The 21,394-nt window shown below is 71.7% G+C and carries 18 protein-coding genes; 11 read left to right on the top strand and 7 right to left on the bottom strand.

Features of this window, described 5'->3' with window-relative positions:
• From ACXYMW_RS06745 to ACXYMW_RS06735, 3 genes are read right to left on the bottom strand one after another with little or no spacing between them, the layout of a single operon-like run.
• Positions 1 to 2,322, bottom strand: coding sequence for a glycosyltransferase family 2 protein (locus ACXYMW_RS06745; protein ID WP_459034536.1), 2,322 nt, complete (start codon positions 2,320 to 2,322; stop codon positions 1 to 3).
• Positions 2,322 to 2,984 carry a sulfotransferase gene (locus tag ACXYMW_RS06740; RefSeq protein WP_459034535.1) on the bottom strand — a complete coding sequence of 221 codons (663 nt, stop codon included), beginning with the start codon at positions 2,982 to 2,984 and terminating at the stop codon, positions 2,322 to 2,324. The genes ACXYMW_RS06745 and ACXYMW_RS06740 overlap by 1 nt, the downstream gene beginning before the upstream one ends.
• Positions 2,981 to 3,994 (bottom strand): glycosyltransferase family 2 protein, encoded by a 1,014-nt coding sequence (locus tag ACXYMW_RS06735; RefSeq protein WP_459034534.1) that lies wholly within the window; start codon positions 3,992 to 3,994, stop codon positions 2,981 to 2,983. The genes ACXYMW_RS06740 and ACXYMW_RS06735 overlap by 4 nt, the downstream gene beginning before the upstream one ends.
• 267 nt (positions 3,995 to 4,261) lie before the next feature.
• On the opposite strand from ACXYMW_RS06735, the gene ACXYMW_RS06730 reads away from it, so the two are divergent.
• From ACXYMW_RS06730 to ACXYMW_RS06715, 4 genes are all read left to right on the top strand, one after another.
• On the top strand, positions 4,262 to 5,170 hold the full coding sequence (locus ACXYMW_RS06730; RefSeq protein ID WP_459034533.1) for an AAA family ATPase: 909 nt from the start codon (positions 4,262 to 4,264) through the stop codon (positions 5,168 to 5,170).
• Positions 5,171 to 5,279: 109 nt separating this feature from the next.
• A complete protein-coding gene (locus ACXYMW_RS06725; RefSeq protein ID WP_459034532.1) occupies positions 5,280 to 6,539 on the top strand; it encodes a vWA domain-containing protein in 1,260 nt (419 codons plus the stop codon).
• Between the two features lie 109 nt (positions 6,540 to 6,648).
• A complete protein-coding gene (locus tag ACXYMW_RS06720) occupies positions 6,649 to 8,793 on the top strand; it encodes an OmpA family protein (RefSeq protein WP_459034531.1) in 2,145 nt (714 codons plus the stop codon).
• A 128-nt stretch (positions 8,794 to 8,921) separates the two neighbouring features.
• Positions 8,922 to 9,308, top strand: coding sequence for a DUF4174 domain-containing protein (locus ACXYMW_RS06715; RefSeq protein WP_459034530.1), 387 nt, complete (start codon positions 8,922 to 8,924; stop codon positions 9,306 to 9,308).
• A 44-nt stretch (positions 9,309 to 9,352) separates the two neighbouring features.
• Here the strand turns inward: ACXYMW_RS06715 and purL are convergent, their stop codons facing one another.
• Both purL and ACXYMW_RS06705 read right to left on the bottom strand, forming a co-directional pair.
• Positions 9,353 to 11,512, bottom strand: coding sequence for a phosphoribosylformylglycinamidine synthase subunit PurL (gene purL / locus ACXYMW_RS06710; protein WP_459034529.1), 2,160 nt, complete (start codon positions 11,510 to 11,512; stop codon positions 9,353 to 9,355).
• A 138-nt stretch (positions 11,513 to 11,650) separates the two neighbouring features.
• Positions 11,651 to 11,878, bottom strand: a complete 228-nt coding sequence (locus ACXYMW_RS06705; RefSeq protein WP_459034528.1) for a DUF1127 domain-containing protein — start codon at positions 11,876 to 11,878, stop codon at positions 11,651 to 11,653.
• Positions 11,879 to 11,969: 91 nt separating this feature from the next.
• Here ACXYMW_RS06705 and ACXYMW_RS06700 point away from each other — a divergent pair, with 91 nt between their 5' ends.
• The 3 genes from ACXYMW_RS06700 (at position 11,970) to rpsI (ending at position 14,525) form a co-directional block, all read left to right on the top strand.
• Entirely contained in the window at positions 11,970 to 13,388 is a 1,419-nt protein-coding gene (locus ACXYMW_RS06700) for an aminotransferase-like domain-containing protein (RefSeq protein ID WP_459034527.1), read from the top strand.
• 178 nt (positions 13,389 to 13,566) lie between these two features.
• Positions 13,567 to 14,031: a 50S ribosomal protein L13 gene (gene rplM, locus ACXYMW_RS06695; RefSeq protein ID WP_459034526.1), complete on the top strand. Its 465-nt coding sequence runs from the start codon at positions 13,567 to 13,569 to the stop codon at positions 14,029 to 14,031.
• A gap of 2 nt (positions 14,032 to 14,033) precedes the next feature.
• Complete coding sequence (gene rpsI / locus ACXYMW_RS06690) at positions 14,034 to 14,525, top strand: 30S ribosomal protein S9 (RefSeq protein ID WP_459034525.1); 492 nt, start codon at positions 14,034 to 14,036, stop codon at positions 14,523 to 14,525.
• A 90-nt stretch (positions 14,526 to 14,615) separates the two neighbouring features.
• Here rpsI and ACXYMW_RS06685 read toward each other — a convergent pair whose 3' ends face one another.
• Both ACXYMW_RS06685 and ACXYMW_RS06680 read right to left on the bottom strand, forming a co-directional pair.
• Positions 14,616 to 15,263 carry a class I SAM-dependent DNA methyltransferase gene (locus ACXYMW_RS06685; protein ID WP_459034524.1) on the bottom strand — a complete coding sequence of 216 codons (648 nt, stop codon included), beginning with the start codon at positions 15,261 to 15,263 and terminating at the stop codon, positions 14,616 to 14,618.
• A gap of 58 nt (positions 15,264 to 15,321) precedes the next feature.
• The gene (locus ACXYMW_RS06680) at positions 15,322 to 16,068 is read right to left on the bottom strand and encodes an IclR family transcriptional regulator (RefSeq protein ID WP_459034523.1); all 747 of its coding nucleotides are present in this window, start codon (positions 16,066 to 16,068) and stop codon (positions 15,322 to 15,324) included.
• 189 nt (positions 16,069 to 16,257) lie between these two features.
• Here ACXYMW_RS06680 and ACXYMW_RS06675 point away from each other — a divergent pair, with 189 nt between their 5' ends.
• The 4 genes from ACXYMW_RS06675 (at position 16,258) to ACXYMW_RS06660 (ending at position 21,393) form a co-directional block, all read left to right on the top strand.
• Complete coding sequence (locus ACXYMW_RS06675) at positions 16,258 to 17,778, top strand: M81 family metallopeptidase (RefSeq protein ID WP_459034522.1); 1,521 nt, start codon at positions 16,258 to 16,260, stop codon at positions 17,776 to 17,778.
• A gap of 117 nt (positions 17,779 to 17,895) precedes the next feature.
• Complete coding sequence (locus tag ACXYMW_RS06670) at positions 17,896 to 19,500, top strand: ABC transporter substrate-binding protein (protein WP_459034521.1); 1,605 nt, start codon at positions 17,896 to 17,898, stop codon at positions 19,498 to 19,500.
• Between the two features lie 64 nt (positions 19,501 to 19,564).
• Positions 19,565 to 20,506: an ABC transporter permease gene (locus tag ACXYMW_RS06665; protein WP_459034520.1), complete on the top strand. Its 942-nt coding sequence runs from the start codon at positions 19,565 to 19,567 to the stop codon at positions 20,504 to 20,506.
• Entirely contained in the window at positions 20,506 to 21,393 is an 888-nt protein-coding gene (locus ACXYMW_RS06660) for an ABC transporter permease (RefSeq protein WP_459034519.1), read from the top strand. The genes ACXYMW_RS06665 and ACXYMW_RS06660 overlap by 1 nt, the downstream gene beginning before the upstream one ends.
• The last annotated feature ends 1 nt before the right edge of the window (position 21,394 follow it).

Below are 21,394 nucleotides of genomic sequence, written 5' to 3'. Positions count from 1 at the left end.
TCAGCTCTCGGTGTCGAGCGCCAGCGCATAGGCCACGCGCTCGGTCTCGTCGAGTTTCAGCGCCAGGGCCTGGTCGTAGAGCGCGGCGAAGTCGGGGCGGCCGCGCAAGGCCTCCGCCCGGTCACGGTGCCAGGCCAGGCCCTCGGCGTGCAGCCGGGCGATCTCGGGATCGGCCCGCAGGCGGTCGTATTCGGCCCGAAGCCGCGGCAGGTTGCGCTGGATGGTGATGTCGCGCGCGCCGGACCAGTCCATGCGGATCCAGTAGTTCAGGCCGATCTGGCGGTCGACATGCAGGGCGCGGCCGCGGTCGCGCTTGACGAGGAAGCTGTCCGCCGAGCGCAGCGCGTAGTGGTTGAGCTGCACCAGATCGTAGCCGATCGTCGTCTTGGAGCTGCGCCAGCCGCCGTCGCGGGCCTCGGCGGTGATGTCCTCGCCCGAACCGTTGACCCAGCGCACCTCGGGCGCGCGTTCGGGGCGCAGCTTGGTGGGCCGGTGGCAGCTCAGCCGCCGATAGGCGCCGAGATTGCGGAACATCGTCTTGTAGCCCCAGGCGGTGTGCGGCTTGGGGCAGAAGCGCGGCGCGCAGGCGGTGAACTGCTCGGTGACGAGGCGGTCCTCGAGACGGGCGATCCCGTCATGGCCGAACAGCCGCCAGGTCATGGCGATGTTGCTGGCGCCGGGCACCCGGGCGCGCAGGTCGTCGAGCGTGCCGTTGCCGCAGCGCACGTTGATGAACTCGTCGACGTCGATATGGATCAGCCATTCGGCGTCGCGCACCAGCGTCTCGTCGAGCGCGCGGGCCAGCGCGTGATTCTGCGGCGAGCGGCCCGACCAGTCGTCGTTGCGGCGATGCGCGACGATCCCGGTGGCGTCCAGCCGGTCCAGCAGCGCCGCCGTCGTGTCGGCGGAATCGTTGGTGTAGATCAGGAAGTGGTCGACGCCGATGGCACGGTGATGGGCGATCCATTCGAGGATATAGGGCGCCTCGTTCTTCATGCAGGCGACGATCACCGTGCCGGACGTGCCCTCGGGCAGGGTTCGCGGCGGCGCGGCGGTGAAGGGCTCGGCCAGCTCCTCCTCGTTGACGCGGCCCAGCCGGTTGTGCGGGGCGAAGGGCGAATTGCGCAGCCGCGCCACGTTGAGCCGCGCCAGCGCCGGCAGCGCCGAGCCGTCCGCACCGCCGGCGGATGACGTGGCGGCCTCCTCGGCGGCATCGGCGGCCTTGATCTCGGCCACGCGCAGGCCCTTTTTCTCCAGCGCCGGCAGCATCGCCGCCAGGTATTGCGTGGCGCGGTAGCCGTAGCCCGGCGCCGCCTCGCGCCAGACCGGCGCGCGCGGATCGGGGCGCAAAGCCGCGGCCAGCGCCGGGTCCTCCGCGCACAGCCGCTCGCAGGCAGCGCGGAAGCGGTCGGAGACCGGGCCCAGCGATCCCGCGGCGATGGGCGCGCCGGGCACCGCAATGCGGGCCATCAGCCGGGCGCGCAGATCCCGCGGGCAGTAGAGCCCGGCCTTAGCGGCGTAGAGCACGAGGAGCGGGTTCATGGCGCGCGCCCGGGCCAGCGTCGCGGCGCTCGGCGCCGCCGCGGGCGCCGCCGGGGCGACACGGCCCAGCCCGTCCTCGAGCCCCAGAGCTGCGGCCAGTTCCGCCCCGGCCTCCTCCCCGTCGAGCCGTGCCGCATCGGTGCCGCGGAAGGTCACGGATCCGGCGCCGAAGCCGGCCTCCCATGCGCCGCGCAGGGCCTCGAAATCGAGCCAGGCCGGCGGCGCCTCGAGCGCCCGGTAGCGCCCGGCATAGGGCCGGCACGGGCCGCCGCCCTCGAGCGCGGCCGGCCACCAGTCGCGGCCCGACCGCGCCAGCGCCAGCTCCTGGTCGAGCGGCGTCGTCCGGCCCTCCAGCACCCTTTCGGCGTAATGCCGGGCCAGCATCCGCGCCGGCGCGTCGAGATGGGCGGTGATCCGCACTTCGTCGGCGACCGGTTCCAGAAGCGCGCGCAGCCGGGCGATCTCCGACGGGCGGCAGAGCAGCCGGCCGAGCTGCCCGCAGGCCAGCACCAGCCGCTCCGCCCCCTGGTCGGCCAGACCGCGCAGCTGCGCCGCAATTTCCCGCCGCAGCCGTGCCTGCGCCGCCGGCGTGCGCACGCCGCGGGCGAAGCGCAACGCGGTGTGCCGGTCGGGGTCAGCGCAGGCGAGATAGAGCCGCACCGGGTTCCAGCCCGGCACTTTGATCCCGTGCCGCGCCAGCGCGCCGGACTTCTCGCGCAGCACCGTGCGGAGCCGCATGGCGACCCGTTCCTCGGGTCCGATCAGCAGATCGACGCGCATCAGCGGTCCTCCACCGCATCCGCCGCGGCGGGGGCGCAGCGGTTGGCCCGGCCCCACCAGGGCAGGTCGAGGCCGAGAAAACCGCCGATCCGCCGCGGCGCCTCGGGATCGGCGATGTCATAGGCCAGAAAGCGCGGATCGCCGGCGAAGAAGGCCGGGATGGCGCGCTGATGGCCGTCGATCCAGCGCGCCAGCTGCGCGGCCCGCGCGCCGAAGCCCGGCGGCAGGCCGGGCACCGAATGCTGCGGCAGCCGCGCCGTGCCGAGCCCGTGCCAGCGGCGCATGCTCCGGGCCGCCGCCTCCGGGTCGCGCATCGACAGCAGGAACAGCGTCTCCGGCCGGGTGCGCCGGATCGCGTCGATCAGCGCCCAATCGGTCTGCGGCCAGTAGATGCGGTCGGGCGGCGCCATCGCGCCGGCCTCGGTGATGGCGTCGAAATCGCGGCCCAGCCGGGCCAGCGGGGCGCCGCTGGCGAAGTAATCCTCGTAGAGGATGCGGCCCACCAGCCGCCCGGTCAGCGCCGCAGCGCCCTGGCCCGGGCGGATGCGCCAGTCCGCGACCCGGAGCCCGGCGCGGCGCAGCGCGCGCGCCAGCGTCGTGGTGCCGGTCTTGGGCAGGCCGAGATTGACCACCATCGCCCCCTGCAGGCCGCCGCCGGTCATGCCAGTTCCAGCAGGCTGCGCAGCGCCGCCTCGGCCGGGCCGTAGCGCGGCGCGTGGCGCAGCGCGTCGATCAGCGCCGCGCCCTCGGGCCCGTCGCGCAGCGCCGCGATGCGGGCGCGGTGCGCCGCCACCGCGGCGCGGTGGGCCTCGGCCACGCCGGGTAGGGCGCAAAGCCGCGCGGTCTCGCGCGCCAGTTCCGGCAGGTGGCGCTGGATCGAGGCATCGCGCCAGGCCGGGTCGTTGCGGGCGCTCCAATAGGCCGCGTCGAAGCTGCGCCCGGCGCGGTTGACGTCGCCGCGGGCGATCTTCACGAGGTAGCTCTCGAGCGAGCGCAGCGCGTAGTGGTTGAGCGTGGCGTGGCGCCGCGCGCCCGCCGCCGGAAAGGCGCGCAGCCGCCGCTTGGTCCGGCGGTCGCGGAAGGCCTCGGGCACCGGGCGCCCCGAGGCGTCGGTCCAGACCGGCTGGCTGCGGCGGTGGAAGGGCCGGTGCGCGCCGAGATAGTGCAGGGGAAAATCCCGCCGCACCAGAGTCTTGACCTCGATGGCGCTCTGGTCGCACCAGATGTCGGGATTGTGCGAGCGGTCGAACTGGGCGATCACCGGCCGGTCCTCGAAGCGCTCCACCCCGGCATTGGCGAAGAACTGGAAGCTGACCGAGATCGCCTGCGGATCGCCGCAGGCCGCGACCAGCGCCGGAATGTCGTGGCCCGGGGCGTGGATGTTGAGGAACTCGTCGATATCGGCCACCCAGAGCCAGTCGGCCGCGGCCACCACGGCGTGGCGCGGCGCGTCCTTCAGCGCCGCCATCTGGTAGGCCCGGCCGCGGGCCGGGTTGGGCAGGTGGGCGACGATGCCATGCCCGGCCAGCACGTCCAGCAGGGCGTCGCTGCCATCGTCGCAATCGTTGCTGTAGAACAGGAAATCGGTGACGCCGATCAGGCGGTTATAGGCGATCCATTCCAGCAGGAAGGGGCCCTCGTTCTTCACGCAGGTGACGGCGGTCACCCGCATCGATGCGCCCGTCCCGCATCCGCGCGGCGTGCCCTGACCATGCGCCTGTCGCCTCCCAGATGCGGAGCCGGCCGCCGGCTCCCGCGCTGTCGGGCGACACTCTGGCATCCCCCGCGGAGCCGGTCAATGAAGCGCCGCGACGGCGCCGCCAGACCCGGCCGCCGCGGCCCGTCTCTGCCCCGCCTCTGCCACGTCTCTGCGACCTTTGCGCTATTGACCCGCCGGGACCGGCCTGAGAGCCATGGCGGGGCAGAGGAGGAACCCCGCATGTCCGGCATCGCATCCATCGACGACGTCCAGGCCCGGCTCGCCGCGACCGGCTATGTCTGCGGCCGCGCGCTGGCCACGGTGGTGTTCCTGTCGCTGAAGCTCGGCCGGCCGCTGTTTCTCGAGGGCGAGGCCGGCACCGGCAAGACCGAGATCGCCAAGGCGCTGGCCGCGAGCCTCGGCCGCCGCCTGATCCGGCTGCAATGCTACGAGGGTCTGGACGCGGCCTCCGCGGTCTACGAGTGGAACTTCGCCGCGCAGATGGTGGCGATCCGCACCGCCGAGGCCTCGGGCGGCGCCGAGCGCGGCGCGCTGCAGGCCGAGCTCTTTTCCGACGCCTACCTGGTGGAGCGGCCGCTGCTCGAGGCGATGCGGCCGCAGCCGGGCGGCCCGCCGGTGCTGTTGATCGACGAGCTCGACCGCACCGACGAGCCCTTCGAGGCCTTCCTGCTGGAGGCGCTGTCGGATTTCCAGGTGACGATCCCCGAGCTTGGCACGGTCCAGGCGCCGGAGCCGCCGATCGTGGTGCTGACCTCGAACCGCACCCGGGAGGTGCACGACGCGCTGAAGCGGCGCTGTCTCTACCACTGGGTCGACTACCCGGGCTTCGAGCGCGAGATCGAGATCCTGCAGTCCCGCGCCCCCGAGGCCGCCGAGACCCTGAGCCGCGAGATCGTGGCCTTCGTCCAGCAGCTGCGCACCGAGGACCTGTTCAAGAAGCCGGGCGTGGCCGAGACCATCGACTGGGCCAAGTGCCTGCTGGCGCTCGACGTGGTGCAGCTCTCGCCCGAGGTGATCTCCGACACGCTGGGCGCCATCCTGAAATACCAGGACGACATCCAGAAGGTGCAGGGCTCCGAAGCCGCCCGCCTCCTCGACGAGGCGCGCCGCCATCTGCCCGCGGCCTGAGCGGTGGCGGTCCCACGCAGAACCGGCCGCAAAGGGGCGCGCGTCCTTCTTCTGAGCCGAAATATCCTCGGGGGGTGCGGGGGGCGGACAGCCCCCCGCCGGCGCTGACATGGCCGAATACGCCCCGCTCGAGATACCCGACACCCCGCAGCTGGCGCGGAACATCACCCATTTCGCCCGCGCCCTGCGCCGCGCCGGGCTGCCGGTGGGGCCGGGGCGGGTGATCGACACGGTGCGCGCGGTGGAGGCGGCGGGCTTCACCTCGCGCACCGATTTCTACTGGACGCTGCATGCCTGCTTCGTCTCGCGCCCCGAGCACCGCGCCGTCTTCGCGCAGATCTTCCGGCTCTACTGGCGCGATCCTCGCTATCTCGAGCACATGATGTCGATGCTGCTGCCGGCGGTGCGCGGGGTCCAGGAGGAGCGCGCCGCCGAGGCCGCCGAGAAGCGCGCCGCCGAGGCGCTGCTCGACGGCCGGGCGCCGGACCTGCCGCCGCCGCCGGCGGGCGCCGAGGAGGAGACGCTGATCGAGATCGACGCCTCCGCCACGATGAGCGGCGAGGAGCGGCTGCGCAGCCTCGATTTCGAGCAGATGTCGACCGCCGAGATCGCCGAGGCCAAGCGCATGCTGGCGCGCATGCGGCTGCCGGTGAAGCCCATCGCCTCGCGCCGCGGCATTCCCTCGCCGCGCGGCCGCCGGCCGGATTGGCGGCGCAGCCTGCGCCTCGCGCTGCGCCAGGGCGGCGACCTGCACGCCATCGCGCGGCGCGCGCCGCGGCCGCGCTGGCCGAACCTGGTGGTGCTCTGCGACATTTCCGGGTCGATGTCGCAATATTCCCGCATGGTGCTGCATTTCCTGCACGCCGTGTCGAATGCCCGCGGCGCCGGCTGGGCCCGGGTCCATGCCTTCACCTTCGGCACCCGGCTCACCAACATCACCCGCCAGCTGGCCACCCGCGACGTCGACGCGGCGCTGAAGGCCGCCGGCGCCGAGGCCCGCGACTGGGAGGGCGGCACCCGGATCGGCGCCTGCCTGCACGCCTTCAACCGCGACTGGTCGCGCCGCGTGATGGGGCAGGGCGCGGTGGTGCTGCTGATCACCGACGGGCTCGACCGCGATGCCGGGCCGCAGCTCGGCCACGAGACCGAGCGGCTGCAGCTCTCGGCGCGCCGGCTGATCTGGCTCAACCCGCTGCTGCGCTGGGACGGATTCGCGCCCCGCGCCGGCGGCATCCGGGCCATGCTGCCCTTCGTCGACAGCTTCCGCGCCGGCCATTCGATCCGCTCCCTGGAGGAGCTGGCGGAGGCGATCGCGGGCGCCGAGGATGGCGGCGACAAGGCGCGGATGATGGCGCTGCTGGAGCGCTGACCGGCGGGATGCCGCGCACCCGGCGACGTTGCGACATTTCCTGAAACCGCCGGCCCCGATCCGCGTTGGTCGATGACGCCGGACGATGCGGCGAGTGAAAGGAGATGCTATGAAGATCGGCATTCTTAAGACGACGACGGCGATGGCCGTCTCCCTGGGCCTGGCGATGCCGGCTCCCGTGATGGCGCAGACCGACACGACCGGGGAGACCGCGGGCAGCGCCCAGTCCGCTGACACGACCTCCAGCGACACCGCGACCGCGCCGGGCGATTGCCCGACCGACCCGCAGGCCGCATCGGACGGCTCCGATCCTGCCGCTGCCGATTGCCCGCCGGAGGATCCCTCCGCGGCCCAGGCGGACGGCACCGACACCGGCACCACGCAGGACGGCGCCGCGGCGCCCGCCGAGGCGCAGGCCGAGGGCGGCGCGGACGCGCAAGCCGGGGAAGCCACCGCCGAGAGCGGCGCCTCGGGCGAGGCAACGGCGGATCCTGCCGCGCCTGACGGCGCCGAGGCCGCCGCCGGCGCCGAGGCCGAGGCTGCCCCGGGCAGCGACGGCGACACCGCCGCGCCCCCCGAGACCGCCGACACCCCCGACCAGACGATCGCGCCCGCCGGCGACAGCGCCGCGCAGGATGGCGCGGCACCGGAAGGCGGCGATGCCGCGGCCGACGGCTCCGCCGAGACCGCGCCCGAGGCCGGCACCGACCCCGCCGCGGCTGCGACCGAGGCCCCGCAGGACGGCACCGGCACGGAAGATCCCGCCGCCGCGCCCGCCACGGCCGAGGCCGGCGCCTCCGAGGGCGGCACCGCCGACATGACGCCGGACGATGATGCCACGCCGCCGGCCACCGCGCAGACCGGCGATGCGGCTGCGGCCGACACCACCGCGGAAAGCGGTGCCGGTTCCGCCGACGCCGCCGCGGAGACCGCGCCCGAGACCGCCACGGCCGGCGGGTCCGCCGAGACCGATGCCGCCTCCGGCGAGGTTGCGGCGACCGAGAGCGACGCGGCTGCCGGCGAAGCCCCCCAGACCGCCGAAAGCGAGAGCCAGACCGCCGAAGGCGAGAGCCAGCCCGCCGAGGGCGAGGCCACGCTGACCGCCGAGGAAGACGGCCCCGCGCCGGAAGCCGAATCGCAGGTCATCGCCGAGGAGGTCGCCCGCGAGGACGAAGCCGCAGCCTCTGCCGCGGCCGTGTCCGGCGACACGTCGGAGGCCGAGGTGGTCGAGGAGACGGTCACCGAGGAAACCGCGCGCTCCTCGAACGAGGAGTTCGAGAGCGGCTTCAGCAGCGAGGCCGAGGCGCAGGCGGAGCAGCAGGCGACCGTCGAAGACGACGACGAGGATGACGGCGCGCAGGCCGAGAAGATCCGCTCGATCCTCGGCGGCGCCGCGCTCGGCGCGCTGGGTGCGGTGGCGCTCGACCGCATCCTGCGCCCGAACGAGGAGATCGTGGCCCGCAGCGACGACCGCATCGTGGTGCAGCGGGACGGCGAGTTCCGGGTGCTCCGCGACGACGACGCGCTGCTGCGCCGCCCGGGCTCGGACGTGACCACCTACCGCTACGAGGACGGCTCGACCCGCAGCGTGGTGGTCCGCGAGGACGGCACCGAGATCGAGACCATCCGCGCCGCCGACGGCCGTGTGCTGCGCCGCACGCGCACGCTGAGCAGCGGCGAGGAAGTGGTGCTGTTCGACGATACCCGCACCTTCCAGCAGGTCCAGGTGGACCAGCTGCCGCGGGCCGAGCGCCGCGAGGCCATCGATGCCGACAGCATGAGCGAGGAGGAACTGCGCGCCGCACTCCAGCGCGCGGGGGTCGAGAACTTCGATCGCAGCTTCTCGCTCAACCAGGTGCGCAACCTGCGCGAGGTGCGGTCGCTGGTGCCCGAGTTGAACGTCGACTCGGTGAACTTCGAGACCGGCTCGTCGGTGATCCGCGCCGAAGAGGCGGAGGAGCTGGCCGCGCTTGGGCGCGCCATCCGCGACATCATCGCGGAGAACCCGAACGAGGTCTTCCTCGTCGAGGGCCACACCGACGCCGTCGGCTCGGCGGGCATGAACCTCGCGCTCTCGGATCGGCGCGCCGAATCCGTCGCGCTGGCGCTGACCGAGTATTACGACGTGCCGCCCGAGAACCTCGTGGTGCAGGGCTACGGCGAATACGACCTGCTGGTCGAGACGCAGGATTCCGAACGCGCCAACCGCCGTGCCGCGGTGCGCCGCATCACGCCGCTCTTGAACGGCGGCTGACCGCGGCCACGACACGGCTACGCCGCTGCGACGCCCCGCCATTGTGCGGGGCGTCTTTTCCTCTGCGCATCAGCCCCGGGCCCGGATCGCCGCATCCGTCCGGAACGGCCCAACAAAAGAACAGAATGATGACCAACGTCACGCCGCTGAGGCGCCTTCGCGTCCAAGCCCTCGACCCCGACCGTGCCGACCTGTCCGACCTGCGCATCCGGGCGCGGCCGCTGCTGCTCTTCGCCGATGCCCCCGAGGACCGCGCCTTCCTGCGGCAATGCGACCTGCTCGAAGCCGCGGCCCCGGATCTGGCCCGGCGCGACGTGGCGCTGTTCTGCGACACCGATCCCGCCGCCGGCGGGGGCCTGCGGGCGCGTTACGCGCCGCGGGGGTTCCTGCTCATCCTCTGCGACCGCTCGGGCGGGCTGATCCGGCGCGCGGTGCGGCCAGTGGCTCCGGAACGTCTGCTCGACACCATCGACCGGATGCCGGTGGCGCCACCGCGCCAGTTCGCCGCCGAGTGAGCGACGGGGCCGGGCCGCTGGGCGCCCGGCTCCCGCACCAAGCCTCAGGCGAAGAGCGCCGCGAAGGTGCTGGCGTGCTGCTCGGTCAGGCTCGAGAGCGGGGCTTCGCTGCCGCCCATGCGCACCGCCTCGCCGCCGAAGCGGCCGACACTCAAGAGCGCGACACCGGCGCTGGCTGCGCGCGTCATCAGCTCTTCGGCGCAATCGAAGTTGCAGGCGATCAGGTAGCGCGCCTGGTCCTCCCCGAAGAGATCTGCGGTGCCGGTGGCATCGAGCGTGACGCCCACGCCCGACGCCGCCGCCATCTCGAAGGCGGCCAGCGCCAGACCGCCATCCGACAGGTCAGTGCAGGCGCGGATCAGGTCGCGGTTGGCGCGGATGAACTCGCCGTGGCGGCGCTCGGCCTCGAGATCGACCGGCGGGGCGTCGCCCTCGTCGCGTCCGAAGACTTCGGCCAGGAGGGCCGAGCGGCCGAGATGGCCGGCGGTGTGGCCGAGGACGAGCGCCACGTGGCCGTCGCGGGCGCGGTCGAGGATCGGCTGCTCGCCGGCCTCGATCAGGCCCACCGCGCCGATCGTGGGCGTCGGCAGGATGGCCTGACCGTCGGTCTCGTTGTAGAGCGACACGTTGCCCGACACGATCGGCATGTCGAGCGCCCGGCAGGCCTCGCCGATGCCCTGGATGGCGCCGACGAACTGGCCCATGATCTCGGGCTTTTCCGGGTTGCCGAAATTCAGGTTGTCGGTCGAGGCCAGGGGCCGCGCGCCGACCGCGCAGAGGTTGCGGTAGGCCTCGGCCACCGCCTGCTTGCCGCCCTCGACCGGGTTGGCGAAGACGTAGCGCGGCGTGACGTCGGAGGTGAAGGCCAGCTTCTTGCCGGTGCCATGCACCCGGATCACCCCGGCGCCCCAGCCCGGGCCCTCAACGGTGTCGGCCATGACCTGGCTGTCATACTGCTCCCAGACCCAGGCCTTGGAGGCGTAGTTGGGGCTGCGCAGCAGGTGCATCAGGGCATCGATCGGGTCGATCTGCGGCACGTCCCAATCGCTCGACGGAACGGCGGTGGGGACGTGCGGGCGGTCGTATTCCGGCGCCGTGCCGCTCAGCGCCTTGAGCGGCAGGTCGGCCTTCACATCGTTGCCGTGGACGATCAGGAAGCGGTCCTCGGGGATGGTCTCGCCGACGATGGCGAAGTCGAGATCCCATTTCTCGAACACCGCGCGGGCCTCGGCCTCCTTGGCGGGGTCGAGCACCATGAGCATGCGCTCCTGGCTTTCCGACAGCATCATCTCGTAGGCCGTCATGCCGGGTTCGCGGCAGGGCACGCGGTCGAGGTCGAGCCGCACGCCGAGGCCGCCCTTGTCGCCCATCTCGACCGCCGAACAGGTCAGGCCGGCCGCCCCCATGTCCTGGATCGAGATCACCGCGCCGGTTGCCATCAGCTCGAGGCAGGCCTCCATCAAGCGCTTCTCGGTGAACGGATCGCCGACCTGCACGGTGGGGCGCTTCTCCTCGATGGTCTCGTCGAACTCGGCCGAGGCCATGGTGGCGCCGCCGACGCCGTCGCGCCCGGTCTTGGCGCCGAGATAGACGACGGGGCGGCCGACGCCCGAGGCGGCGGAGTAGAAGATCTTGTCGGCATCGGCGAGGCCGGCAGCGAAGGCGTTGACCAGGCAATTGCCGTCATAGGCTTCGTGGAATCGCACCTCGCCGCCCACCGTGGGCACGCCGAAGGCGTTGCCATAGCCGCCGATGCCCTCGACCACGCCGTGCACCAGCCGCTTGGTGCGCGGATGGTCGGGCCGCCCGAAGCTCAGCGCGTTCATCGCCGCCACCGGCCGCGCGCCCATGGTGAAGACGTCGCGCAGGATGCCGCCCATGCCGGTCGCCGCCCCCTGGTAGGGCTCGATGTAGGACGGGTGGTTGTGGCTCTCCATCTTGAAGACCAGCGCCTGGCCGTCGCCGATATCCACCACGCCGGCATTCTCGCCCGGGCCGCAGATCACCTGCGGGCCGTCGGTCGGCAGGGTGCGCAGCCATTTCTTCGAGGACTTGTAGGAACAATGCTCGTTCCACATGGCCGAGAAGATGCCGAGCTCGGTGAAGCTGGGCTCGCGGCCGATGATCTCGAGGATGCGGTCGTATTCCTCGGGCTTGATGCCGTGCGCGGCGACGAGCTCGGGCGTGATCTGCGGTTCCTGCATGGGCGTCCCCTGTCCTCTGTCGCGGGCTCTTTAGGCCAAGGGGACGGGACAGGGAAGAGGCCGGGACCGGCGGCCGCCGGGCGGACAAAAAAGGAGCCGCCCGGAACGAGCGGCTCCCAGACCGGCAGCGGCCAGGGATCAGCCCTGCCAGAAGGCGCGGCGGGATTCGCGCCAGGCGTCCCGCCGGTCGAGCCCGATGTCGCGCAGCAGGTGGTCGTCGAGATGGGCGAGGGCGCGGCGCGAGCGCGCCCGTTCGCTCCACAACGTCGCGGCCACCGCGAGTTTCAGCGCCACCCCGGCCAGCGGCACGAGGCGCGGCTGCGCTCCGAGAACGGCGATCTGGGCTTGATGCGGCGCGGCGGACATGGGATGTTCCTTTTTGTATTGATACAATGTGCGGTGTTCTGTATCTATATTGATACATTTTGCGCCGGTTGGGGTCGAGAGAAACATTGTGATGGATACAATTCAGGCCGCTTATGAAACCTGCCGCGGCACCGGCCCGAAATACCGCGCCGTGGCGGAATCGATCCGGCGCGGCATCGGCGCCGGCAGCCTGACGCCCGGCGCCAAGCTGCCGCCGGTGCGGGAACTGGCCTGGCAGCTGGGCATCACCCCGGGCACCGTGGCGCGCGCCTATTCCGAGCTCACCGATGCCGGCGTGCTGGAGGCCGAGGTCGGGCGCGGCACCTTCGTGGCGCGCCGCCCGCAGGACACCCCGCCGCTGATCGCGCCCTGGCCCAACGCCGAGACCCCCGAGACCCCGGAGGCGGTGCGCGACGCGCCGGTCAGCCTGTTCGCGCCGCGGCTGCCGGATTGCGGACAGGTCGCGCTGCTGCACCAGGCCTTCTGCCGGCTCGCCGAACGGCCGCCCGCCGACCTGCTGAACTATCCCAGCCGGGCCGGCTTCCGCGGCGCCCGCGAGGCGGTGCGCTCCTGGCTCGGCGACACGCCGCTCGGGCCGGTCTCGGAAGAGGATATCGTGCTCAGCCATGGCGGCCAGAACGGCATCGGGCTGGTGCTCCAGACCGTGCTGCGCGGCCGCCGGCCGGTGGTGCTGGTGGAGGAGCTGTCCTATCCCGGCTTCCGCCGTGCCGCGGAACTGCTGCGCGCCGAGGTGGTGGCGGTGGCGATGGACGGCGAGGGGCTGCGCCCCGACGCCCTGGCCGAGGCGATCCGGCGCCACGAGCCGCAGGTGCTCTGCACCTCGCCCGAGATCCACAACCCGACGGGCATCTTCACGCCGCTGTCGCGCCGCGAGGAACTGGCCGCGGTGATCCGCGGCAGCGGGCTGCAGATCGTCGAGGACGATTGCTACCGGGTCAGCCGCGCCCATGCGCCGACCTACCGGATGCTGCTGCCGGACCAGGCCTGGTACGTGTCCTCGATCTCCAAGATTCTCACCCCGGCGCTGCGGGTGGGCTTCGCGGTGGCGCCGGGCGGGCAGGGCGGCGCGCTCCGGCGCAGCGCCGAACACGGCTTCTTCGGGCTCGCCCGCCCCCTGGCCGACATCACCGAGGACCTCCTGACCCGGCCCGAGACGCGCGAGATCGCGGCGCGGGTGCGGGCGCGGCTGATCGACTACATCCACGCCGCGGTGCGCGCGCTCGACGGCCACGACGTGGTCTGGCGCGACGACATGCCGTTTCTCTGGCTCACCCTGCCGGCGGGCTGGCGCACCGGCACCTTCGTGCAGGCCGCCGAGGCGCGCGGCGTGCAGATCCGGCCCGCCGACGAATTCGCGCTGCGCGACGGCACCTCGCCGCACGCGGTGCGCATCGGCGTCAACGCGCAGGTCCCGCTCGACACCTTCGCCGAGGCGGTGGGCCGGCTGCGGCGGCTGCTCGACGAGCCCCCGGAGGAGATCGCCATCTGAGCCGGGAATTTTTGGGGTATTTTGATACCTAAATTGTAACGTGCTGGAAAACTTAGTCTTTTCAGAAGTTCCGGCGCTTGACCATGCGTGCAACCTGTCTATAACCCGGCCATCGGATTTCGCCGGCGGACACCCTCCGTCGCGCGGCACGCATCAGACAACCAGGGGATCCCCCGTCATGAAGACCTTCTCTGCAACGCCTGCAGACATCGACAAGAAGTGGATCGTGATCGACGCCGAGGGCGTCGTTCTCGGCCGTCTCGCCTCGATCGTCGCGCAGCGTCTCCGCGGCAAGCACAAGCCGAGCTTCACGCCGCACATGGACATGGGCGACAACGTCATCGTCGTCAACGCCGACAAGGTGCAGCTGACCGGCAAGAAGCGTCAGGAGCACTTCTACTGGCACACCGGCCATCCCGGCGGCATCAAGTCGCGCACCAAGGAGCAGATCCTCGAGGGCGCGCATCCCGAGCGGGTCGTGTTCCAGGCCGTCAAGCGCATGCTGCCGGGCAACCGCCTGTCGCGCCAGCAGCTGACCAACCTGCGCATCTATGCCGGCACCGAGCATCCGCACGAGGCGCAGTCGCCCGAGACGCTCGACGTGAAGGGCATGAACTCCAAGAACACCCGGGTGGCGAAGTAATCATGGCTGAACAGATCAATTCCCTCGAAGAGCTGGGCCAGGCCGCGGGCATCGAGGCCTCGGCCGCGCCGCAGCAGGAGATCACCCGCGAGCCGCAGCGCGACGCGCTGGGCCGCGCCTATGCCACCGGCCGCCGCAAGGACGCCACCGCGCGCGTCTGGATCAAGCCGGGCTCGGGCAAGGTGACCGTGAACGGCAAGCCGCTGAACGAGTATTTCGCCCGTCCGGTGCTGCAGATGATCCTCAACCAGGCATTCTCCGTCGCCGGGGTCGAGGACCAGTTCGACGTGATGGCGACCGTCAAGGGCGGCGGCCTCTCGGGCCAGGCCGGCGCGGTCAAGCACGGCATCTCGCAGGCGCTGCAGCTCTACGATCCCTCGCTGCGCCCGGCGCTCAAGGCCGCGGGCTTCCTGACCCGCGACAGCCGCACCGTGGAGCGCAAGAAGTACGGCCGCCGCAAGGCCCGCCGCTCCTTCCAGTTCTCCAAGCGCTGATGGCGGCCGGGCCCTTCGGGGCCCGTTCCGGCAGACCATTCGAAGGACCCGTTGCCCGGCCGGGCGGCGGGTCCTTCCGCGTTCGGGGGATCACGTCTTCCGGCAGGTGACGTAGATCACCCCGATCTCGTCGCCGAACTCCGCGTTGCCGGGCAGGTAGGGACGCGGCGCGGTGACCTCCACCGCGTCGAGGCCGGCATCCCGGGCCAGCGCGTCGAGCATCGCCGGCCCCCCGCGCGTCTGCCACAGATCGCTGCGCTGGGTGAAGATCAGCCAGCCGCCGGGCCGAATGGCGCGACCGATATCGGCCAGCAGCGGCGCGGCCTCCTCGATATAGGTCAGCACCCCGATGGAGGCGGCGGCGTCGAGGCTGGCTTCCGCCACCGGCAGCGGCAGGTCCTGCAGATCGTGGCGCGCCAGAGACGCATAGACCCCGCGCGCCCGGGCCTGCTCCAGCGAGGCGGCCGAGAGGTCGAGCCCGGTCAGCGTCACCTCGGCCTGGCGGGCCAGCGCGGCGCCGAAGCGCCCGGTGCCGCAGCCGGCGTCGAGCACCTTGGCCCCGGGCGAGAGTCGCGCCGCCAACCGCGCCGCCGCCTCCTCCGGTGCGCGGTATTGCCACTCGTCGAGCGCCGCGTCGTATCCCTCGGCCCAGGCGTCGTAATACTGCTCCACCGCGGCGCTGTCGGTGGAGCCGTCGCGGAGCGCGAAGCCGCCGCCATTCCTGTCCTTGCCGCTCATGCCGATCTCCCTGTCGTCTTCGCTCCCCTCGCGCGACCCGTCGTCCCGGGCCGGCCGGTCAGAGGCCGGACCGGACGGCGCGCGCGGCTTCCACCGCCAGCGGCGCCGCCTGCGCGACGAAATCCTCCAGCGTCCATTCCGACAGCGTGCCGGCGACGTGGATGGCGCCGAGCAGCCGCCCGGCCTGGTCGGTGATCGGCGCGCCGATGGCGACCTCGCCGAGCACGAATTCCTCCTGCACCGCGGCGAAGCCGTCGCGCCGCGCCTCGGCCACGCGGGCCAGGATGCGCGCGGGATCGGTCTCGGTCTGGGCAGTGTAGCGTTCCAGCGGCAGCCGTTCCAGCAGCGCCGCGGCCTCGGCCTCGGGCAGGGCCGACAGCGCCGCGCGGCCGCCGGCGGTGCAATAGAGCGGGATGCTGTGGCCGACCATGGTGGCGTAGAAGGTCTCGCGCTTGCTCTGCAGGCGGAAGGCGTAGATCAGCCGGGTCTCGTCGAACAGGCTGAGATCGACGCGTTCGCGCACCGAACGGCGCAGTTCCAGAAGCACCGGCGTGGCGCGCTGCACCACCGGGTCGAGCCGCAGCACGTCGAGCGTGTGGTCGAGGAGGCGCAGCCCCGGTAGGTAGCCGCGGCCGTCCGGGGCTCGGCGGATGTAGCCGAGCTTCGACAGGGTGTGGATCAGCCGCTGCGCCGCCGAGCGGTCGAGCCCGGCGCGCTGTGCCACCTCGCTCAGAGTGAGCGCGCCGCTGCTGTGGTGGAAGGCGGCCAGCACCTGCATGCCGCGCGCCGCGGCGCGGACGAACAACGTGTCAACTTCATTTGCATGCAAATGCGCCGTTTCATTCGGATCGGCGCGCAGAATGCTTTTCACGGTGACCTCCGCTTGACGAATCCGAATCCCAATTTCTACGATCGTTGTGCAATATGACTGTATCGTCCAGCGATACTTTAGCCGGGGCGGACCGCGCCCCCCCAACTGCGAACCGGAGTGCTCATGCGCGTCGCCCTTGCGGGATTTCTTCACGAGACCAACACCTTCGCGCCCGATCCCGCGGGGATGGAGGCGTTTCGGCAGGGCGGCGGCTATATCCCGATGAGCCGGGGCGCGGCGCTGCCGGAGGCGGCGGCGGGCGTCAATCTCGGCATCTCGGGCGCGCTCGACGTAGCGCGGGAGCGCGGCTGGGACATCGTGCCGATCCTCTGGGCCGGGGCGATTCCCTCGGCGCCGGTCACCCGCGACGCCTTCGAGACCATCGCGGCCGAGATCGTGGCCGGGCTCGCCGCGGCGGGGCCGCTCGACGGCGTGTTCCTCGACCTGCACGGCGCCATGGTGGCCGAGCATGTCGAGGACGGCGAGGCCGAGATCGCCCGCCGGGTGCGCGACGCGGTGGGGCCGGGCGTCCCGGTCGCCGCGGCGCTCGACCTGCACGGCAATATCGGTGCCGACTTCGTGGCGGCGGTGGACGCTGCGGTGGGCTTCCGCACCTATCCGCATGTCGACATGGCCGAGACCGGGCGCCGCGCCGCCGACCTCCTCGACGAGATGATGCGGAGCGGGCGGCGCCCGGCCAAGGCCTTCGCCCGGCTGCCCTACCTGGTGCCGATCCCGCTGCAATCGACCGACATCGCGCCGGCCGACGAACTCTATGCCGAACTCGCGCGGATCGAGGCCGGGGGCGTCCGCTCCGCCTCGCTCTTCATGGGCTTTCCGGCCGCCGACATCCCCGAATGCGGCCCCACCGCCATGGCCTTCGCCGACGACGCGGAGGCGGCGGAGGCCGCGGTTTCGCGCATCGCCCGGGCCTATGCCGAGGCCGAGCCGCGCTTTGCCGGACGCACCTATGACGCCGCCGAGGCGGTCGCCGAAGCGCAGCGCCTGTCCGGGCCCGGCGGGCCGGTCATCCTGGCCGACACCCAGGACAATCCCGGCGCCGGCGGCGTCTCGGCCACCACCGGGCTGCTCGGCGCGCTGATCGCGGCCGGGGCGCGCGACGCGGCGCTCGGGCTCATCGTCGACCCCGCCGCGGCGGCGCGGGCGCACGAGCTGGGCGAGGGCGGGCAGGCGCGCTTCCGGCTCGGCGGCCATGCCCGGCTGGGCGCGCCGCCGCTCGAGGCCGAGGCGGTGGTGGAGCGGCTCTCGGACGGCCGGTTCCGCGCCACCGGGCCCTATTACGGCGGCACCGCGATGGATCTGGGCCCGTCGGCCTGCCTGCGGATCGGCGGCGTGCGCGTCGCCGTGACCAGCCGCATCGCCCAGATGGCCGACCGGGAGATGTTCCGCTTCCTGGGCATCGATTCCGAGGCGCAGGCCATCCTCGCGGTCAAGAGCTCGACGCATTTCCGGGCCGATTTCGCGCCCATCGCCCGCGCCATCCTGATCGCGCTGGCGCCCGGGCCGATGCCCTTCGACCCGGCCGAGCTGCCGTTCACCCGGCTGGCTCCGGGGCTGCGGCTTTCGCCCGGCGGCCCGGCCTTCGCCGCGCCGTCCCGCGCCGCCGCCGCGGCGGCGCCCTGAGTTGCGCGCCGCCCGGCAGGGCGGTGCGTCCCGGTCCGCGGCAACGCGGGTCCAACACGTCCGCGGGGCCATGGCCCGAGCGCGGCAAACGACACCGAAACCAACAGGACGACAGACATGCTGACACATTCCCTACTTCGCCCCGGACGCACGGCGCTCGCCAGCGCGCTGCTGGCCGGGACGGCGCTGCTCAGCCCGGCGATGACCGCCGCGCAGGAGGAGACCACGATCACCGCGGTGATGCATTCCGGCCTGCGCGTGCTCGACCCGGTGATCACCACCGCGCACATCACCCGCAACCACGGCTACATGATCTACGACGTGCTGACCGCGGTGGACGAGAATTTCGAGCCGCAGCCGCAGATGGCCGATTGGGAGGTCTCCGAGGACGGGCTGACCTACACCTTCACCCTGCGCGACGGGCTGAGCTTCCATGACGGCGCGCCGGTCACCGCCGCCGATGCCGTGGCCTCGCTCCAGCGCTGGGGCCAGAAGGACAGCGGCGGCCAGATGATCTTCGACGTCACCGCCAGCCTCGAGGCGACCGACGACAAGAACGTCACCTGGACCCTGAACGAGCCCTTCCCGCCGATGATGACGGTGCTGTCGAAGCAATCCGCGGTGCCGCCCTTCATCATGCCGGCGCGGATCGCCGAGACCTCGGCCGACGAGACCATCACCGAATATGTCGGCTCCGGTCCCTTCGTCTTCAACGAGGCGGAATACGAGCCCGGCGTCTCGGTCACCTACGAGAAGTTCGACGAGTACGTCCCGCGCGAGGAAGAGCCCTCCTGGATGGCTGGCGGCAAGGTGGTCAATGTCGACCGCGTGGTCTGGACCACCATGCCCGACAGCCTGACCGCGGTGAACGCGCTGGCCGCCGGCGAGATCGACTATATCGAGCAGGTCGATGTCGATCTGATGCCGATCCTCGAATCCGCCCCCGACGTCACCGTCGAGCAGCGCGACCCGCTGGGCTACGTCACCATCGGCCGGCCGAACTTCCTGCACCCGCCGTTCGACAACAAGCTGATCCGGCAGGCGGCGCTGCACGCCATCGGCCAGCCCGACGTGCTGCAGACGATGATGGGCAACGAGGAATACTTCACCGTCTGCGGCGCCATTTTCGGCTGCTCGACGCCGCTCGGCGACGAGGCCGGGGCCGAGCCGATCCTGAAGGCCGATCCCGAGCGCTCCAAGGCGCTGCTCGAGGAGGCCGGCTATGACGGCACCCCGGTGGTGCTGATGCAGCCGACCGACGTGCCCTCGATCTCCAAGCAGCCGGTGGTGGCCGCGCAGGCGCTCCGCGAGGGCGGCTTCGAGGTCGACATGCAGGCGATGGACTGGCAGTCGGTGGTGCAGCGCCGGGCGCAGCAGAACCCGGTTTCCGAAGGCGGCTGGAACCTGTTCTTCACCAACTGGATGGTGCCCGAGATCTCGGACCCGCTGATCAACGTCATGGTCAACGGCCGCGGCAACGACGCCTGGTTCGGCTGGCCCGACGATCCCAAGATCGAGGAGCTGCGCGCGGCCTTCGTCGATGCCGAGGACGAGGCCGGCCGCAAGGCGGTGGCGGTCGAGATCCAGCAGCACGTGATGGACAACGTCAACTACATCCATCTCGGCGAATACGTGCTCCAGCAGGCCCGCCAGAACAGCCTGCAGAACATGATCCAGTCGCCGGTGCCGGTGTTCTGGAATATCACCAAGGACGCGCAGTAAGGCGCAGCTCGGGGGCGGGGCCGCGAGGTCCCGCCCCCGGCGCATCCATGGACAGGGAGCGCCCATGCTCGGCTACATCCTGAAACGGATCCTCGCCACCGTGCCGGTGATGATCATCGTGGCGATCTTCGTCTTTCTGCTGCTGCGGCTCACGCCGGGCGACCCGGCGGCGATCCTCGCCGGCGACGCCGCGACGCCGGCGCAGCTCGAACGCATCCGCGACCGCCTGGGTCTCAACGACCCGATCCACGTGCAATTCCTGACCTGGGTCGGCCAGATGCTGCGCGGCGATCTCGGCACCTCGCTGATTTCCAACACCGATGTCGCCGGCATGATCGGCAGCCGGCTCGGCCCGACCATCAACATCGCGCTGATGACCATCGTGATCTCGGTGCTGCTCGCCGTGCCGATGGGGGTGATCGCGGCCTGGCGCCACCGCACCTGGATCGATTTCATGGTGATGTCGTTCTCGGTGCTGGGCTTCTCGGTGCCGGTCTTCGTCATCGGCTACATCCTCATCCAGATCTTCTCGCTGGAGCTGCGCTGGCTGCCGGTGCAGGGCTACAAGGCGCCCTCGGAGGGACTCTGGGACTTCCTGTCGCGCGCCATCCTGCCGTCGCTGACGCTGGCCACCATCTATGTCGCGCTGATCGCGCGGATGACCCGCGCCTCGATGCTCGAGGTGCTAAGCGAGGATTACATCCGCACCGCCCGCGCCAAGGGCGTGCGCGAGAACGTGGTGCTGTTCCGGCACGCCCTGCGCAACGCCGCGGTGCCGATCCTGACCATCATCGGCACCGGCTTCGCGCTGCTGATCTCGGGCGTGGTGGTCACCGAGAGCGTGTTCAACATCCCCGGCATCGGCCGGCTCACGGTCGATGCGATCCTCGCCCGCGACTACCCGGTGATCCAGGCGATGATCCTGTTCACCGCCGGCATCTACGTCTTCGTCAACCTGCTGGTCGACGTCTCCTATTCCTTCTTCGACCCGAGGATCCGCTACTGATGACCGAGATCCCCCAATCCCGACACAGCGCCTTCCAGGTCCTGACCGGAATGCTGTCGCTGCCGGCGGGCGCGCGGCTCGGCGCCGGGCCGGCGATCGCCGCGGCGACCCTCGTGGCCATCGTCCTGGCCTCGCTCTTCGCGCCGCTCTACGTGCCTTACGACCCGATGACGATGGACGCCATGGCGCGTCTCAAGCCGCCGTCGGAGGACCACATGCTCGGCACCGATCCCTACGGCCGCGACATCTTCAGCCGGGTGATGACCGGCGGCCGGGTGTCGCTCCTGATCGGCATCGGCGCGGCCATCGTCTCGGTCGCCATCGGCCTGCTGATCGGCCTCGTCGCGGGCTTCTTCCGCGCCGCCGACGGCATCATCATGCGGGTGATGGACAGCCTGATGGCGATCCCGGCGATCCTCCTGGCGATCGCGCTGGTGGCGCTGAACGGGCCGAGCCTCGGCTCGGTGATCATCGCCATCACGGTGCCGGAAGTGCCCCGGGTCGTGCGCCTGGTGCGCTCGGTCGTGCTCTCGGCGCGCGAGGAGCCCTACGTGGAGGCGGCGATCGCGCTCGGCTCATCGATGCCGAAGATCCTGTTCCGCCACCTGATGCCCAACACCCTGGCGCCGCTGATCGTGCAGGGCACCTATATCTGCGCCTCGGCGATCCTGATCGAGGCCATCCTGTCCTTCCTCGGCGCCGGCGTCTCCACCGAGATCCCGACCTGGGGCAACATCATGGCCGAGGGCCGGACCTACTTCCAGATCAAGCCGGGGCTGATCTTCTGGCCGGGGCTGCTGCTGTCGCTCTGCATCCTGTCGATCAACCTCCTGGGCGACACCGCGCGCGACCTGCTCGATCCGCGCATGAAGAAGCGGGAGGGCTGAG

Source organism: Roseivivax sp. CAU 1761 (assembly GCF_054482755.1).
Note: the sequence above shows the minus strand (reverse complement) of the source record. Positions and strands in the feature narration are given on the sequence as shown.